The sequence below is a fragment of the Caldibacillus thermoamylovorans genome, assembly GCF_000751775.1.
GTDB lineage: Bacteria > Bacillota > Bacilli > Bacillales > Caldibacillaceae > Caldifermentibacillus > Caldifermentibacillus hisashii.
In genome coordinates this window covers 1-17,321 of the sequence record NZ_CCRF01000094.1, presented here as the reverse complement: position 1 = coordinate 17,321, position 17,321 = coordinate 1, and the positions used below count along the sequence as shown (strand labels likewise).

Genomic DNA, 17,321 nt, shown 5'->3' with positions numbered 1-17,321 from the left:
AATTTTCACGCTAGTACAATAGAAACTCTTGTTATTTGTGTTAAGTTTCTCACAAAAAAAGTTTTTTGGGTGTGAATCATACACTAAACCAAAGCTAATTATAGGAATTTTCCTCCAATTCCCAACATATCTATTGTTTATCTACACTTAGAGAAAATGAAACAGGCCGAAAACATGATTAAATCAATGTTCTCGGCCTAATTTAATTGTCGGGATTTACTTTTTAAGAAACAAATTGTTTATACATTAATATTACCCAATATATTCTTTACCACCCATATAAGGTCTTAAAGCTTCTGGTATTCGTACTCTTCCATCCTTTTGTTGATAATTTTCTAAAATGGCGGCAACCGTACGCCCAATTGCCAATCCGGAACCATTTAACGTATGAACGAATTCAGGTTTCGCTTTTGGTTCTCTTCTAAACCGGATATTTGCCCTTCTTGCTTGGAAATCTTCAAAATTACTGCAAGAAGAAATTTCACGATACGTATTGTAGCTTGGTAGCCATACTTCTAAGTCATATTTTTTCGCAGCAGTAAATCCTAGATCGCCTGTACAAATAGCTACTACCCGATAAGGAAGTCCCAGTAATTGTAAAACCTTTTCGGCATCATTGGTTAGTTTTTCTAATTCATCATAAGAATCTTCCGGTTTAACGAATTTTACCAATTCAACTTTATTAAATTGGTGTTGTCGAATTAAACCACGTGTATCTCTTCCTGCCGATCCAGCTTCAGAACGAAAACAAGCACTGTACGCAGCAAACTTAGCAGGAAGGTCTTTTGCAGATAATATTTCATCACGATAGTAATTGGTAACAGGTACTTCTGCTGTCGGTATGAGGAAATAATCCTTCTTCTCAACTAAAAACACATCTTCTTCAAATTTTGGCAGCTGTCCGGTCCCGGTCAGGCTTGCCCGATTTACTAAATATGGCGGCAACATTTCTGTATAACCATGTTGTTCCGTATGAAGATCAAGCATAAAGGACATTAGTGCTCTTTCTAATTTTGCACCAAGGCCTTTATAAAAAACAAAGCGACTTCCTGTTACTTTTGCAGCACGTTCAAAATCAATAATTCCTAATTCAGTCGCAACATCCCAATGGGGTTTCGGTTCAAAATCAAATTGAGGAAGTTCTCCCCACTTACGAATTTCAACATTGTCATCCTCTGTATCACCGATGGGTACGGTTTCATGCGGCAAATTAGGGATGGATAAAAGTAATGCATTTAATTCTTCTTCAATCACACGTAATTCTTCATCAAGTTCCTTTATTTGATCACCAACTTCACGCATTTCAACAACTAAATCTTCAGCATCTTTATTCTCTTTTTTTAGAACGGCAATTTGAGCAGATACATCTTTTCTCTTTTTCTTTAATTGTTCGGTTTCAACGATTAATGTCCGGCGCTTTTGGTCCAGTTCACCAAACTTTTCCAAGTCACTTAAGTCTTCACCGCGATGTTGTAATTTTGCTTTTACCTCTTCAAAGTTCTCCCTAAGTAATTTAATATTAAACATTTTCCTACCTCCTCGTTTAAAATAGACTTACATAAATAAAAAAACTTCCATCCCAAAAGAGGGACGGAAGTTTGAATATCCGCGTTGCCACCCAAATTGCAAGTATTGTAAAAAATACTTACCTCTCGATCAAGATATCGGTTTTACCGGCAGTACCTACTCAAGTTCTTTTCAGTACCACTCTCAAGGATGGATTCACAGGTCTTTACTGCTGATTTTCACCAACCATCAGCTCTCTTAAAGTAAATTCACCCTGTTACTATTTCCTGTCATCGATTAAAAGTTATGTGGTTGTTTTAACAAGATTATATCTAAATCAGTCGGGATAGTCAAGATACAAAAAATATATTGAAAAACTAAAGGGCTTTCAAGGGTGTGTAAAAAAATCATGAAGTTCAGATAAACACACATACAATTTTATAAAATTACATGAAGTTTCTCCACTAAAGCTTTTTGTTAAAAAATCAGGCAAGGATAGAAGGATCTTTGCATATTGTCTGTTTTTAACCAAAAAGCCTATTCAATGGAGAAATATTTTGTATCTTTTTAAGAGTTGTTGATAATGACTTACGGTTTTGTCTTTGAGAACCTGTTCTATTGGATAATTTTTGCTGGTTGACTCCCGATTTTGTCCACGAGAGTCGTTCTATTGGACAGTTTCTCCTGATTGGGCCTCCATTTTGTCCACGAGAATCGTTCTATTGGACAGTTTTACTTGGTTGAGGCTCGATTTTGTCCACGAGAGTCGTTCTATTGGACAGTTTCACCTGGTTGAGGCCCCATTTTGTCCGCGAGAGCCGTTCTATTGGACAGTTTCACCTGGTTGAGGCTCCATTTTGTCCACGAGAGTCGTTCTATTGGACAGTTTCACCTGGTTGAGGCTCCATTTTGTCCGCGAGAGCCGTTCTATTGGACAGTTTCACCTGATTAATCCCTCATTTTGTCTGTGAGAACCGACCGGGGACACTGTAAAACTGTTTGAATAAGTGCATTTTCACAATATATAGTAGGGTAAACTAAGGGAATACAGCTAAATATGGTTTTTAGCAAGATTAGTTAGTACATTTTCAGCGGCCTCGAACCGACCTCGTGGACATGTTTCTTCTGTTTATATTGAGTGTGAACTTACCGAAATACTTTTTGGTGCAAATAGTCGACAATTAATGTGTTGATTTTGTCCCCTTTTTGAACCTTTTGTAAAAGACCCCTATTGTTGCGAACAATATAAACAATATACCGGCTAACAAGATATTGCGATAATTCGTTGATGTATCCGGTAGTTTGTTTGTCGTGTTAATTGGGTTATTTCCGGTATTAGAATGATCGGTAACTGTATTTTTTGTTCCGGAATTCGTATTGTCCGGATTCTTTCCACCGGGTGGATTGGATCCTCCGTTACCATTATTGTCTGAACTGTCTGATGCAATTATTTCTGCATCATTTTCGAAAACTGTAAATTTAGTAAAGTGGTTGGTAGTAACCGTTACTTTACCATCTTGGTAAGTTGCTCCCGGAAGTTTAACCCAAGCTTTTGTGTGCTCATTGTAGTAGTAAACATTTAGCTTATCTGGTTTTGTCACTTTGTTTTTATCAACAGTAAATGTCAAGGTAACCGGTTCGGAAAATTGGGTGACACTCTTTCCACCGAGTTGAATGATAAGCTCATAAACCGGGCTGACTGCTCCTTTGGTGTCTGCTAATTTGCTTATAATGACAACTAATTCTCCACCAGCTTCCAGTACGCTGCTTGGAATGCGTATTGAAACGGAACCATTGGCGAGTACTAATGGAACACCGTTTTCCGTTAGCTGAGCCACCTGATCAGCAGTTAATTGGATCTTTATGTTTTCCTTACCATTCAGGTTAATTTCAAGGGCACTGTTGGCTACAACTGCTGCTTCTATTGCATTTTTAAAAGTAGCATCATCTACTGTTGCTACGCCATTGTTGATGGTAGGATTCACTTTATTTTCTCCACTTGGTTCTTTTGCAGCAACAATTCTACCCTCTACACTTGGTGAGACCGGGTTATGGGCGACTAAATAATCATTAAATACTTCATAGTCAGGAATATCAATGTTGATCATACGACCGTCCAAATAAGCCTGTCTTAACGAATCGAAACCGTCGCCGCCTTGTGCAGTAAAGGAATTAGTTGCAACTGTATACATTTGATCTAATTCAATAGGTTTAAAGTTGCCTTCTGTTGTTTTAACTTTTACTGACCAAACTTTTTCGCCAGCCGGTTTATCCGGATCAAATTTAAATTTTAATCCTGACACATGCAGGAAGCCGCCGCTTTGGCTAGGATAGGCACTGACACTATGTTCCAGAGCTTCCCAAATTTCTTTACCGGTTAACTTAATGGCAACGAGCGCATTGTCAAATGGGAGGACGGTACGAACTTCACCCATTGTAATTTCTCCCTGATCGATCGAAGCACGAATTCCTCCACCGTTTTGTAAGGCAATTGTTGTTTCCGGGAAGAACTGTTGCATTTTCCAAACCATACCATCTGTAATCAAATTACCGAGATTTGTTTCTTTCGTTCGTACATTGGCTCTTTCACCGTCTAAAGGAACCGTAGTATTTCCAACAACTTCTTGTAGTAATTCTTCAATTGGTGTATTGAATTCATCAACTTTTTCTTGGAACGCCGGGTCAGCAGCAAATTGTCTGACTCCGTTTGAATCAGCTGTTAAGGAAAGTAATTCAGCCGATTGGTCCTTAATAACCCCGTTTTCATCGAAGGTTACATCTAATTTACCTAAGTTATTTAAATATTCACCTGTCTGAACAATAACAGTAGGTTCATCTTTTTCGATTACTTCACCTTCAGGAAGAACGGTATGCGAATGACCTCCAACAATTACATCAATGCCATCAACGGCTTCAGCTAATTGCTTATCTTCATCGTAACCTAAATGTGATAAAGCAATTATTTTGTCAATACCTTTTTCTTCAAGAAGAGATACTGTGTTCTCAGCTTCCTCAACGGCATTTTCAAATACAATATTTTTACTTGGACTTGCAATGTTAGGGGTATCTTCAGTGGTTAAGCCAAAAATACCAACTTGCTCGCCATTAATTTCTTTGATAATTGCCGGATAGATATTTCCACCATCGCCCGGTTGTCCCGGTTCATTGAAGGCATATTTTCCAAGAATCGGGTCATTCGTAAAGTCAATATTTGCGCTGACAAATGGGAATTTCGCTTCATTAACAAAATTGGCTAATGTTTGAGAATCTTTGTCAAATTCATGATTCCCAAAAGTCATCGCATCGTATTTTAATTCATTTAAGAAATAAAGATCGGCTAATCCAAGATGAACATTGAAGAACAGAGTTCCGGAAAAAACATCACCGGCATGCAGTAACAAATTATTTGGGTGATCTGCACGAATTTGATTCACCGCAGTTGCTAAATATGGAAATTGTGTGACACGTGCATGCGTATCATTTGTATGCATAATCGTTAATGAAAAATCTTCATCAGCTGCTGGTTCTTCATCAAAATTGAGTTGAGCCAAAACGGGATCATGGTCCGATACTCTTCCATGTTCTTCCATATAGGATGCGTTTAGATGCAGAATTTCAACTTGAGCATCATCTGCAATATCCTTAGTTGTTAAAATGTGATCTAAAACTTGAGAATTACCTTCATAATTATAGGTGTAGCGGTCTTCTGATGTATTTGCATTATTGTGAGGTGTTGTCGATTGCATGTAAACGTTGTTGTTATCTACTTCATAGGTAACGACACCTTCAACATCTTTTTCCAATTGGTCTTTGTAAGGTGAGTTATCCGTTTCACCTTGAATTTGGTTGGTGGTAACAACTTGCTCTTCAACCGGTTCTTCTTGGGCAGATATGGCATTTACGTCAGCCGCACTTGCTATTTGTGCAAGCGGTATACAATAGTTTACTAGTAAAGCAAAAATCATTGCAAAAATGATAAGAAAACGATTTTTCACACGAACCACAGTTTCTCCCCCTTTAATACTATGTAGGCCCCTGTCCAATATCCAATATAAACATCATGTATACGTTAGAATCTTCTCGATAATACCACCTCTCCTTTCAGTAAAAACTAGTAAATCAGTAAAACGTGGACTAGCCACAATTAATTTATATCATATTTTTAAAAAAGAAAATAAAATAATAGATAAAATTTAATATAAAATCAAATGAATTAAAATGCTTTTACAATATATTAATATATTGTAAAAGCATGCTACCATGAAAAATAAGCCAATACATCCCATTGGCTACCTTTAAAAAAACCATTTTCATCCTCTGAGGTGTGGCTTGGGCGCTACATGAGGGATTATGGAAATATTTTCCCCATGACTCCACATTAGGTAATAATTCTACAAGTGTTTTATGGAAACAAACTTATGTAATGAGGTTTATTTTGCCAAGTAGATAGTATACTAATCAATCAGTGAATTTTATTCTTTATACATGCGTTATTTTAAAAAAACTACAAATTTTTTTAAAATAATACAGTCGTATTTTGCCCCCTTAGCGAAAAAACTTGCTAAGGGGTACTGTTTTTCTATATTAACATTACCAGTGGGACGATGAACCTAGTCCCTATATCAACACCATCGCCACAATTGTCGTTACAACCAATCCGATACAAACAGGCAACAAGTTCCTGCGTGCCAATTCAAATGGATCGACATTACAAATCGCGGCAGCCGGGATCAAGGCCCAAGGTACAAGGGTCCCGCCGCCAACCCAAATGGCAGAAATTTGCCCTAGTGCGGTTAATGTTGCAGTACCGTCGCCAATCGCATGGGAAAATAAATTGGCAATCGATCCGGACAACGAAATCCCGGAAAAGCCTGAACCGTCCAGACCTGTAATGGCCCCCACAACAGCCAGTGTCGCGGCACCAATTTCCGGTGTTAACGGAACGACATGTGCCAGCGCAACCCCCAGGTCATTAACAATGCCGTTCGAGGAGGCCGGTAGATAGTCGCCAATGATCGTGGTAAAACCGGCATCACCTAAATAAAAGAACGCAGCAATCGGAATCACCGGTCCAAACACTTTAAAGCCAAATTGAAACCCGTCGATCATTCGCTTCGTTGTTTTTCTCAATCCGCCGACTTTGAAACCAATCATATTAATAAGGAGAAAAATTAATATCGCTGTTCCTCCGACTAATGCAGTCGCATCGCCTCCTTGAAGATTAAAGGCAAACATGGCAATGACATTAAGTCCAAAAAGCAATGGAATGAGAATTGCAAACACAATTTTCTGCTTATGAGACAAAGCATCGACCTTCTCAATTTTTTCAACAGCTCCATCAAAAGCTTTGACATCTTGTAATCTTCCTTTTTTCACATCCCTCATTAGCAAAATAAAGGCAGTTACTGTAGTAACCACGCCCATCACGATTACAAGTGGAATGCTCGCTGAAATAACATCGCCAACCGGCAATCCGGCTGCATCTGCGGTTAATTTTGGAGCGGCTTGGATGATGAAGTCACCGGACAAAGCAATCCCGTGGCCGAATAAGTTTATTGCCATGGCCACACCTAAAGCGGGGAGCCCGGCACGAATAGCAACCGGTAGAAGAACGGCACCGAGTAGGGCAACCGCCGGGGATGGCCAGAAAAAGAGTGAAATGAACATCATGAGAATGCCAATTGTCCAATAGGCCAGTGACGGTGTCCGAATGATTTTTGCAAACGGGGCAATCATGACATCATTAATCCCGGTTTGCGTTAATGTCTTACTCATGGCCACAATGAGCGAAATAATGAGAATCGTGGGCAAAAGCTCCGAAATTGCGTATAAAAAACTGGAAAAGATGCTCATGATCGATTTGGTTAACGAACCACTTGTCACAATGGCAATAACAAAAATTCCGACAATACAAAGTATACTCGTATCCAATCGGCTGACCATGAAACCGATAATCAGCAAGATAAACAACAAGTAAATCCAATGAACCAACGTAAGCTCAACAACCATACAAAAGCTCCTTTCAATGAAATGAAAAAACGGAAACTGAGCCTTTTATTACATTTTATGCCGGGAAAAACATGTGGTGATAAGGGGACTTTTTTGCACCGGAGCACCACTTTATCTATTTCTTAGGCAAATGAAACTAAGTTCTCCGTAAGCCTGCAATCTCAAAGAGACCCCAAAATTTTATGTCAAAAAATAGCAATTATTGTCGATATAATTAATGTGATTAGTCATGCTGGCATATAGGACAAAGCTTTCATCTCAAATGATAAATTCCTGTATTTCCCAACATTATCATAGGGATGATAAACTTGTCCCTACAAGGGAGGCATTTGATGTTAAAAAAATCAGCAAGAAAAGCAAAGTTATCGCAAGCATTATTTCTGTTCTTCTTATTTTTTCTCTATTGATAGGGATTGGATTAGCAAAAGGGCATTCAGAGAGGGACACAGGATCAGCCCCAAATAAAACAGCGACTGCTTCGTTTGAAAAGGCGAAGGACAATCAAAAAGTAAAAGAAACTTCCAAAGAGGAAACGGAAGAAGCTACTGAAGAATCGGTAACAGAGCCGGCCGATGAAGTTCCTCCGGCTGAGACAAACACGGATTCAACCACTACGAAGCTTTCTGAACCGGTTACCAAGTACGTGAATATTAGTTCTTTAAATGTACGGAATGGGGCAGGTACGGAATTTCCAGTCCTGACGGTTGTGACATTGGCTCAAGAGTTAACGGTTACTGAAACAAGTGGAGCCTGGAGTAAAGTAACCTTTAATAATCAGACCGGTTGGGTTTCCAGTAAATATTTATCGGATGCGAAACCCGAGGTGGCGGCATCTACACCACCTCCAACGGCAAGTAATCAAAAAGTGGCAGCTGCTTCACCATCTCAGCCCGCTACCCAGCTTGCCAATAATAATGCGGCGGATGGATTAAAGACAGTAGGCAGTAATAGTCAGCTGATTCTCGTAACAACCAATGGCTACAATACGAGTAAAGCAACCATTCAGACATTTGAAAGGGATTCAAGTGGAAAATGGAATCTCGTTTTAAACACGAACGGTTATGTTGGAAAGTATGGTTTGACAAGAGAAATGAGTGAAGGTGGAAAGAAGGCGCCTATCGGGAAATTTTCTATTGGTACTGCATTTGGGCAAGTCGGAAATCCGGGTACAAGGTTGCCATGGCGAAATATAACGGCTGATGATGTTTGGGTGGATGATCCGAATTCATCGCTTTACAATACTTGGCAATCGAGAAGTGCTACACAGGGACAATGGAATAGCGCGGAAAATATGACACATCCGTTATACAAATATGGATTTGTTATCAATTATAATACAGAGCGAATCCCAAATAAGGGGAGTGCCATTTTCTTCCATATTGGAACCAGTTATACACTTGGCTGTACCGCTACATCTGAAAGTAATGTCATTTCCATTTTAAAATGGCTAGATCCAAGTAAAAATCCGGTCATCATTCAGACGCCAATCCAAGAACTCGGATCGTTCTAAACTTTCTTTTTTTGTAAAAATATTGACCGTATAAAGACTTTTGCCCTATACGGTTAATATTTTAAACTTTTACCAAAATCACTATATTACTACATAAATTGTAGAATAAATCCTTGTTCAATTTGCCAAAAAGTTTTTTGGAAACCAATCATATTATCTATTTTACCGGCACCTGATTGGAATGGCAAACCTCCAAATTCTGGGGAATCGAGGTAAATGCCTTAACCAAATCCCCTTCATAAATAAACCGATGCTCATAAGTTTGATTATCATGAAGCATAGCAGGAAAAAAGTAATGAAGATTGGCAATACCTTGGTTTTCGGTGTCAAGAATCCAATCAATTTTTTTCCAATCCAAAATGCCTTCATCGGTTTTGGTTGGGGTCGAATAGCTAAAATTAGCTGGGAGATCGGCTAGATATAAGTACATGCCACCACCGTCAAAACTTCCTACATTCCAGGTGACGGTTCCCTTATAATGAATTGTTTCGAGCTTAATCCCGGTCTCTTCTTTAATCTCACGCAGCACGCAATCAAGGGGCGTCTCATTCGGCAGCAATTTTCCGCCCACGCCGTTCCAACAGCCCATCCAGTACGGTTTTTCCCGATTTAACAACAAGATTTCGTCTCCTCGTTTCAAAAAAGCAATTGTATACTTTAACACAATACCACCTCAGTTATCCGGAAATGCTCAGTTTTTATCTATGTTATCACGAATACAAAAAGAAGAAAATCTATTCATTCGAATACTAGTGAAAACCGTTGCCAGATTGTATAATAATGATAAGAATTTTTACATGGAAAGGGATGAAAAGGGGGATCTTTTCATGAAAGTACAAAACCCTCATGACAAATTTTTTAGAGAAACGATGGGGAATGTTCCGACAGCAAAAGAATTCCTACACCATTACCTCCCTAAAAACATCTTGCAAGTAATTGATTTGGACACAATAGAAGTACAAAAGGATAGTTTTAAAAGAAAAGCGGAGGGGCCCGCTTAGCGACGTACAAACTGGAGCCCCCCGCAATGAGAGCAGATTTGCTTCCTCGAATAGGCATCGCACGAAGAAAAAGCGATTAGCTTTTTCGAGGAAAAGGAAACACGGGGAGGCACGAGCCGATGTTGACTTATCGTAGTGGAGGGGAGCGAAGTTTGCTAGTCGCTGGGGACCGGAGCTAGACAAAAAAACTAGTCCAAAGTTTTTTTCTGTATTTTAATCTATCTTAATTCTGTCAATCAGGAGTTCAAGGATTATTTTTCAGACTTGGTGTTTCGGGTGGTGATTTCCGGAAAAGAAGGTTACATCTCTTTCCTATTCGAACATAAAAGCTATCCGGATAAAGCTATTGCCATACAACTGCTGAAATACATGGCGGAAATATGGGAAACGAAAATGAAAAAGGAAGAAGTAAGCGAGCTGCCAATCGTAATTCCCCTTGTTGTCTATCATGGCGAGAGTAAATGGAGATTTCCGCTCCATTTAGGAGGGTTTTTAAATGGTTTTGAGGAAATGCCACAACATGTGAAAGAATACTTGCCAAACTTTCACTACCTATTGTATGACCTCTCTGATTATTCGGATGAGGAAATAAAGGGAAATGCCCAACTACGAATTATGTTGAAACTACTCCGTGATGTAGCTACAAAAAGTACTGAAGAATTTCTACGGTCTTTTTATGAGGCCAGTCACGCATTGCTCGAGATAGAGGATAAACAAAAAGGAATTGAATTTTTTGAGATAACGTTGCGATATGTATTCAATGCTGTTCGAGACTTAACAAAGAAGGACATGGAACAAATCGCGCGGCAAATTGAGACGACATTTCCAGAAGGGAGTGAAGTAGCCATGACATTGGCGGATATCTTGAGAGAGGAAGGCATGCAGGAAGGGTTGGAAAAAGGAAGACAAGAAGGAGCATCCCAAGCTTTAGCAAAAACCGCCCTGCAACTGTTGACAGAAAAATTTGGTGCATTGCCGGAAGACCTAAGGGAAAACATAAGGCAAGCAGATCTTGCAACATTAGAAACCATCCTTCAAAATATATTCAAATACCAAAGTTTGGATGAGGTTAAAAAATTTTTTAAGCATTGAGTAGTTTATATTTCAATGCGTCTTTTTTTAGGAAGGGAGCAAAATCTGGAGGCTACTGAAAAAGTACAAAATAATCACTTGCTTAACACCATATTTAGATGTATTTTTGTGGTCCATCTTACTATATATTGAGTAAGTGAACTTATTCTAATTGTTTTTCAGTGGCCTCCAAAATCTGCTCTCTTTTGTTTTATAATAAAAAGGGAAACGAAAAAATCAGCTTGGTCCTTTGTTTTATAAAATTAAAAAACTGTAGAAGGTAAACCAGTTCTTTTTGAATTTTGGAGATCACGGTTGCAATTTACTTAAACATATGGGATTACTACAAAGTCTGATCGATATTGAAGTTTGTCAGTGAATACTGAACATTTTTGCAAAAATACATAAAAGACAGGTGACTAGTATGTATAAAAATGAACCTATTTTTCTACAACCGACTTTACACGAACGCATTTGGGGCGGGCAAAAATTAAAAACCGATTATGGTTATCCGATTCCTTCTGATCATACAGGGGAAGCATGGGTTATTTCCGCCCATCCGCATGGTCCGAGTATTATTGCCAATGGTGAATTAAAAGGAAAAACATTGCTGGACGCATGGAATGAACACGGTGAACTTTTTAATAAAAAGGCAGGAGAAGACGAGGAATATCCTTTGCTTGTAAAAATTTTAGATGCCAATGACGACCTTTCTGTACAAGTCCATCCAAACGATGATTTTGCCCGATCAGTGGAGGGTGTTCCTTATGGTAAAACGGAATGCTGGTACATTTTAAGTGCCGAGGAAAATGCGGAACTTGTTTTAGGGCACCATGCGAAGACGCGGAAGGAATTTGAGAAGATGGTCGATGCCGGCGAGTGGGACAAGCTTCTCCGGCGGGTGAACGTAAAGACAGGTGACTTTGTTTACGTACCAAGCGGAACCATTCATGCCATTGGAAAAGGAATTGTTATTTTGGAAACCCAGCAAAGTTCTGATATTACCTATCGCGTGTATGATTATGATCGTACGGATGCGAACGGAAACAAGCGTGAACTGCATTTAGAACGGTCAAAACAAGTAACGAATGTACCACACATAGATGCAAAAGTTGAGCAAACAGTGGAAACTTTTGGGGATCTTACCGAAAAAAAACTGGTAGAAGAACAATATTTTACCGTTTATCATTGGAATTTAAATGGAAAAACAAAACGCAACTGCCACCACGACTTTTTACAAGTGAGTGTTGTAGAGGGGAAAGCTGTTCTGACGATTGGCGACAAAACATTTGAGCTGAAAAAAGGTATGCATTTTATTCTACCAAATAGCATAAATGAGTATGAATTGAAAGGACAAGCAGAATTTATCGTATCGCATGTGTAAGTGAAAAAATCGAATTGGAAATATCCGGCGCCTTTGTAAAAACGGTGGTCTTTTTAGATGCATTGAAAAATTGTGCTTTTTACATGCCCTTTTCTCATAAGGGAGGAGGGCTGCTTTTAATTTTTGGAATTTTCCTTCCAGTTGATAATACCAGCATTTCTTGTAAAAAATTTTTCCCACACTTTACAGTAAGATTTGTATTCCCACCTCAAATTTCAAGTAATTGAGGAAGATAGGTGCCCTGCATCTGACATGTTCGTAGTGCACGATATTTCACTTTATTAGAAAAAAGATTTTTTTTGAATAAAAGAGAACTAGTTTCCTATGAATTACAGCCTACTTTTTTGTGCAGAAAAAGTCGGGTCTAACTTTTTTTCCTACTGTATATTTAGATTTGAAAGGAGTACTTCTATGGATTGGTTGGAGAGAATGAATCGTGCTTTGGATTATATTGAGGAAAATTTGGATGAAGAAATCGAGTATAAAAAACTTGCACAAGTGGCAAGTTGTTCGGAATATCATTTTTCTAGAATGTTTTCATCTCTTGTCGGGATGACGCTATCCGAATATATTCGCAGGCGCCGTTTGACACGTGCAGCATTTGAACTTCAAAAGAGTGATCTGCGCATCCTTGATATAGCCGTTAAGTACGGGTATGAGTCAGCGGATTCTTTTTCTAGGGCATTTCAAAAAATACACGGGATAAAACCGTCTGAGGCCCGAAATAAGGGAGCATCGTTAAAAGCCTTTCCAAGAACCACCTTTCAGATTTCAATAAAGGGGGAAAAAGAAATGGATTACAGAATTGAACATATTGATTATGAATTAAGGATTGTCGGTAATGGGAAATCGGTTAAAACAGCTAAAGCGTTTAAAACGATTCCCAAATTGTGGAGCGCTGCTAAAAAAGACGGTTTTACACAGCAATTAATTGATATGTCATGGGAGAATCCAAAATGTACACTTGAAGGTATTTTGGGCGTTTGTGGAAGTGAAGCGGCAATAAAAGATGAAGAATTTACCTATTTTATGGGTGTCCGATATGATGGAGAGGTCCCAGCCGACATGGAAACAATTACAATTTCACCGAGTACATGGGCCGTGTTTCCGAATATTGTGGAGGCATGGAAGCGTCTGTATGTTGAATGGGTCCCAACTTCCGGATATGAACTTGCCAATTTACCTTGTATTGAATGTTACTACGGACCGAAACATAAACCGAGACATGAGCTGTGGGTCCCTGTTATTCCTTAATGTAAAAACGTCAACCGGACCAAGGTAAATGCCGTAAAAAAGCTGAATTTTAATTTACCTAAAAGAAGGATAACCCCGCTCGCCAAAGGGTAAAGAAATCAAAAAGACGAATGGAGACATCTTTCGTCTTTCTTTTTCTTCAAAGGCCTATCTAATTATACACATATTTTGATTTTTACAAATATATTATTTAATATGATAATATAGAGGGATGAATGTGCTTTGTACAGCATTCACTCCGGTGCTTATGCCACTGCCTACTTGCCGGGTGTCAAAGAACCACCAAGTGTTATATTGTCCTCGAATAGTGTTACCGCGTATTTCTTGAGCGAACTACTATGTTCAATAGGGGGAATTAGATAATGGCATTATTAAAACAGTTCCGCTATTCCTATTTGTTTTTTGCTTGTTCACTAATGGCTTTTTGGAGTTCTTTTTTAAACTATGAAAATGGCCTATATATAACATTAATATTCTTTCTGATTATTAATCTAACTTGCTTCTCCAATGAATACTTAGTTATTCAATATTATAAAAAAAACAACCAAAAGAATTTTAATAAAGGATACGCTCTGTTTATTATGATTCAAGTGTTGATTACTTTAATAATATTCTTTGTGTTTCAGTTTGTTTTTGCTTAACACATAAAACATGGTAGAGGTAAAAATGGTACCCCCGTTTTTACCAAACAAAGACGGGGGAATGAAAAAGTATTAAATATTCATAAGATTATTTGCCGAATACTAGATTTATCCTACTCTATATTATATAAGCAAACTCAGTGATCATATAGATGAGGAAGATGCTGAAAGTCAGTCCAATATGCTGAAATTATTTTTCATTAATTAATCTTGCCACTTCTCCTAAATTCGTATAAATTTGAAAGGCTTGCCGGTGCATTTCGTCTGAAGGTTCAATTAAATCAGGAATAATGATACAACGAATATTGGCGCTTACTGCTGCTTGTAATCCATGGAAAGAATCTTCCAGTACTAAAGCATTTCCCGCTTTTTCACCGGCGCGACGTAACGCCTCGAGGAAAATATCCGGACTTGGTTTTCCATTTTCTACCTCGTCGCCACTGACGTAAAAATCAAAACGATCTTGAATTCCGCTCAGCTTTAAATTTCGCTCAATTACTTTAATAGGACTGGATGAAGCGATACATTTTTTAATTCCTTTGTCATCAAGAACATCCAACAATCGTTCTGCCCCGGGTTTAATGGCCAATCCTTCTTCCTCTATAATTTTGTCAAATTCCGCATGATATAAGTCGAAAGCATGTAGGATCGATGAGTCTTCTCCATAGATTTCAGCAAAAATTTGTTTCCCCGTTTCATCAGTTACACCAACAACTTTCAAGTAAGTTTCAAAAGAAAAATCGTAGCCTAACTTTTTCGCAGACCTTTGGAAAGCCCGAAAAAAAGTCCGCTCAGTATCGAATAACAGACCATCCATATCAAAAATAACCAGCTTTACTTGTTCCATTTTGTTGCCTCCTTTTTCAAGGTGATTATATGAATTTTACCATATAATTGGAAATATTGGTCCCAAACTTGATGAAAAATGCTGATATATGTGTACAAAAGTGAAAATCGCTAAAACTTAATAATAGTGGAGAATTGCTCGAAAGCCAGAAACCGTTTATAGAAACTTACTTTCCAAAAAAAGAGACAGTTTATGATAATTATTATATAATTGAGCTGTGATTTCAAATACGGGTTGTTTTTGGAATTTTGATTCTAAAAACATGGCTTCAGTACCGAAATTTACTAATATTAACTGAGGTTATGATTTGAAACAATTGGCGATTATTCATTCATGGTTAAAGCGATTCAAATTGCAATCTTTTAGAAATTAGCCTTATTAAAAACCCTTAACAGAAGAGGTGTACAACTTGTGCAGTTGTTAAAAAATTATAAGGAAACGATAACTCTGCTTCTTGCCATTGTTATTGGCGGTATTGCCGGGGTCATTTTTGGACAAGATTCGAGTGTTGTTAAGCCTTTTGGGGATTTATTTTTAAACTTAATGTTCATGATTATTGTGCCGCTCGTTTTTTTCAGTGTCTCGTCGGCTATAGCCAATATTGGCGAAATGAAACGGTTGGGGAAAATTCTTGGAGCGATTGTTCTCGTATTTTCGGTGACAGCAATTATTTCAGCTGTCTTAGGTTATATTGGAATCCGTATCTATAATCCCTTAAAAGGTGTGGATACGTCAGCTATCATGAATATAATGGCAGATACAGATTCCGATCAATCGACAGAAGCACTTTCTTTTCTTGATCAATTAGTGAAAACTTTCACTGTTTCCGACTTTCCAATGTTATTTTCAAAAAGCAATATGCTCCAATTAATTGTTTTTTCCATTCTCTTTGGATTAGCGACAGCGATGGCAGGAGAAAAGGGTAAACCTGTTGCAAGCTTATTAGCGTCGGGTTCTGCCATTATGATGAATGTTGTAAAAGTCGTCATGTACTATGCACCTATTGGTTTGGGATGTTATTTTGCAACAATAGTCGGTGAACTTGGTCCGCAAATTTTAAACGGATATGTACGTGTCTTTGTACTATATTTAGCATTATCTGTTTTTTATTACTTTGGATTTTTTACTTTATATGCCTTTTTTGCCGGTGGAAAAGAGGGCGTTCGTGTATTCTGGAAAAATGCCATTACCCCATCAATTACAGCTATTGCGACGTGTTCAAGTGCCGCCTGTATTCCGGTGAATCTGGCAGCAGTTAAAAAAATGGGCGTTCCACAAGACATTGCTGAAACAGTGATTCCACTTGGAGCCAACACCCATAAAGATGGTTCGGTTTTTGGCGGCGTATGTAAAATTGTATTTCTTTTTCTATTATTTGATAAGGATATGACGAGTTTCACTAGTGTTCTCAGCATTATTGGTGTTGCATTTTTAGTCGGTGCTGTCATGGGAGCCATTCCAAGTGGCGGCATGATTGGGGAAATGTTAATACTAAGTGTATTTGGTTTTCCTCCTGAAGTATTACCAATAATTGCTGTCATCAGTACGATTATCGATATTCCGGCGACATTGCTGAATTCAACCGGAAATACGGTTTGTAGTATGATGGTGAGCCGCCTTATTGAAGGGAAAAATTGGTTATCACAACGGGCTGGAAAATTGAAAGAAAGAATCGGATAAAAGAGAGACCGGGGTTTTGGTGGACCTCGGTTTTTTCATTAAAGGATAAATCTTCAGTAAGGATGGAATTCGGCGTAGTATTACAGTTTATCTTGTCCTATAGACTAGGCACGGCTTGCTTCTATGAGACAGTTTTCCCTATTTTAGCTGTCGTTTTGTCCCATAGCGGCGTTCTATGGGACGGTTTTCCATGTTTTTTCTGCAGTTTTGTCCCATAGGCAAGGCACGTCTAGCTTCTATGAGCCATTTTTTTCATTATTTTAAAGCAATTTGTCCCATAGCGTCGTTCTATGGGACAGTTTTTCATGTTTTAGCTGAAATTTTGTCTCATAGAGAAGGCACGTCTAGCTTCTATGAGCCATTTTTTTCATTATTTCAAAGCAATTTGTCCCATAGCGGCGTTCTATGGGACGGTTTT

The 17,321-nt window shown here is 38.4% G+C and carries 12 protein-coding genes and 1 other annotated feature; of the genes, 7 read left to right on the top strand and 5 right to left on the bottom strand.

Annotated elements, in window-relative coordinates; genetic code table 11:
* Nucleotides 1-252: 252 nt before the first annotated feature.
* The 3 genes from serS to BT1A1_RS15405 form a co-directional block, all read right to left on the bottom strand.
* Entirely contained in the window at nt 253-1,527 is a 1,275-nt protein-coding gene (gene serS / locus BT1A1_RS15415) for a serine--tRNA ligase (protein WP_034772960.1), read from the bottom strand.
* 56 nt (nt 1,528-1,583) lie between these two features.
* Nucleotides 1,584-1,809 (bottom strand) — a binding site (T-box leader).
* 878 nt (nt 1,810-2,687) lie between these two features.
* On the bottom strand, nt 2,688-5,510 hold the full coding sequence (locus BT1A1_RS17520) for a bifunctional metallophosphatase/5'-nucleotidase (protein ID WP_051989179.1): 2,823 nt from the start codon (nt 5,508-5,510) through the stop codon (nt 2,688-2,690).
* A 613-nt stretch (nt 5,511-6,123) separates the two neighbouring features.
* The gene (locus BT1A1_RS15405) at nt 6,124-7,515 is read right to left on the bottom strand and encodes a hypothetical protein (RefSeq protein WP_034772958.1); all 1,392 of its coding nucleotides are present in this window, start codon (nt 7,513-7,515) and stop codon (nt 6,124-6,126) included.
* A gap of 262 nt (nt 7,516-7,777) precedes the next feature.
* Here BT1A1_RS15405 and BT1A1_RS15400 point away from each other — a divergent pair, with 262 nt between their 5' ends.
* Nucleotides 7,778-9,025 (top strand): SH3 domain-containing protein, encoded by a 1,248-nt coding sequence (locus tag BT1A1_RS15400; protein ID WP_081912399.1) that lies wholly within the window; start codon nt 7,778-7,780, stop codon nt 9,023-9,025.
* Between the two features lie 157 nt (nt 9,026-9,182).
* Here the strand turns inward: BT1A1_RS15400 and BT1A1_RS15395 are convergent, their stop codons facing one another.
* Nucleotides 9,183-9,689, bottom strand: a complete 507-nt coding sequence (locus BT1A1_RS15395) for an NUDIX hydrolase (RefSeq protein ID WP_034772956.1) — start codon at nt 9,687-9,689, stop codon at nt 9,183-9,185.
* Between the two features lie 163 nt (nt 9,690-9,852).
* On the opposite strand from BT1A1_RS15395, the gene BT1A1_RS18270 reads away from it, so the two are divergent.
* The 4 genes from BT1A1_RS18270 (at nt 9,853) to BT1A1_RS15380 (ending at nt 13,735) form a co-directional block, all read left to right on the top strand.
* Nucleotides 9,853-10,026 carry an Rpn family recombination-promoting nuclease/putative transposase gene (locus tag BT1A1_RS18270; RefSeq protein WP_081912396.1) on the top strand — a complete coding sequence of 58 codons (174 nt, stop codon included), beginning with the start codon at nt 9,853-9,855 and terminating at the stop codon, nt 10,024-10,026.
* Between the two features lie 210 nt (nt 10,027-10,236).
* A complete protein-coding gene (locus tag BT1A1_RS15390; protein ID WP_081912395.1) occupies nt 10,237-11,118 on the top strand; it encodes an Rpn family recombination-promoting nuclease/putative transposase in 882 nt (293 codons plus the stop codon).
* 403 nt (nt 11,119-11,521) lie between these two features.
* Nucleotides 11,522-12,481, top strand: a complete 960-nt coding sequence (gene manA, locus BT1A1_RS15385; protein ID WP_034772954.1) for a mannose-6-phosphate isomerase, class I — start codon at nt 11,522-11,524, stop codon at nt 12,479-12,481.
* Between the two features lie 411 nt (nt 12,482-12,892).
* Nucleotides 12,893-13,735, top strand: coding sequence for an AraC family transcriptional regulator (locus BT1A1_RS15380; protein WP_034772952.1), 843 nt, complete (start codon nt 12,893-12,895; stop codon nt 13,733-13,735).
* Nucleotides 13,736-14,566: 831 nt separating this feature from the next.
* On the opposite strand, the gene BT1A1_RS15370 is transcribed toward BT1A1_RS15380, so the two are convergent.
* The gene (locus BT1A1_RS15370; RefSeq protein WP_034772947.1) at nt 14,567-15,223 is read right to left on the bottom strand and encodes an HAD family hydrolase; all 657 of its coding nucleotides are present in this window, start codon (nt 15,221-15,223) and stop codon (nt 14,567-14,569) included.
* Between the two features lie 411 nt (nt 15,224-15,634).
* Between BT1A1_RS15370 and BT1A1_RS15365 the strand changes: the two genes are divergently transcribed.
* Both BT1A1_RS15365 and BT1A1_RS19370 read left to right on the top strand, forming a co-directional pair.
* The gene (locus BT1A1_RS15365) at nt 15,635-16,903 is read left to right on the top strand and encodes a dicarboxylate/amino acid:cation symporter (RefSeq protein WP_034772944.1); all 1,269 of its coding nucleotides are present in this window, start codon (nt 15,635-15,637) and stop codon (nt 16,901-16,903) included.
* Nucleotides 16,904-17,093: 190 nt separating this feature from the next.
* Nucleotides 17,094-17,321 (top strand): hypothetical protein (locus tag BT1A1_RS19370; RefSeq protein ID WP_231553348.1); only part of this gene is annotated, 228 nt, incomplete at its 3' end.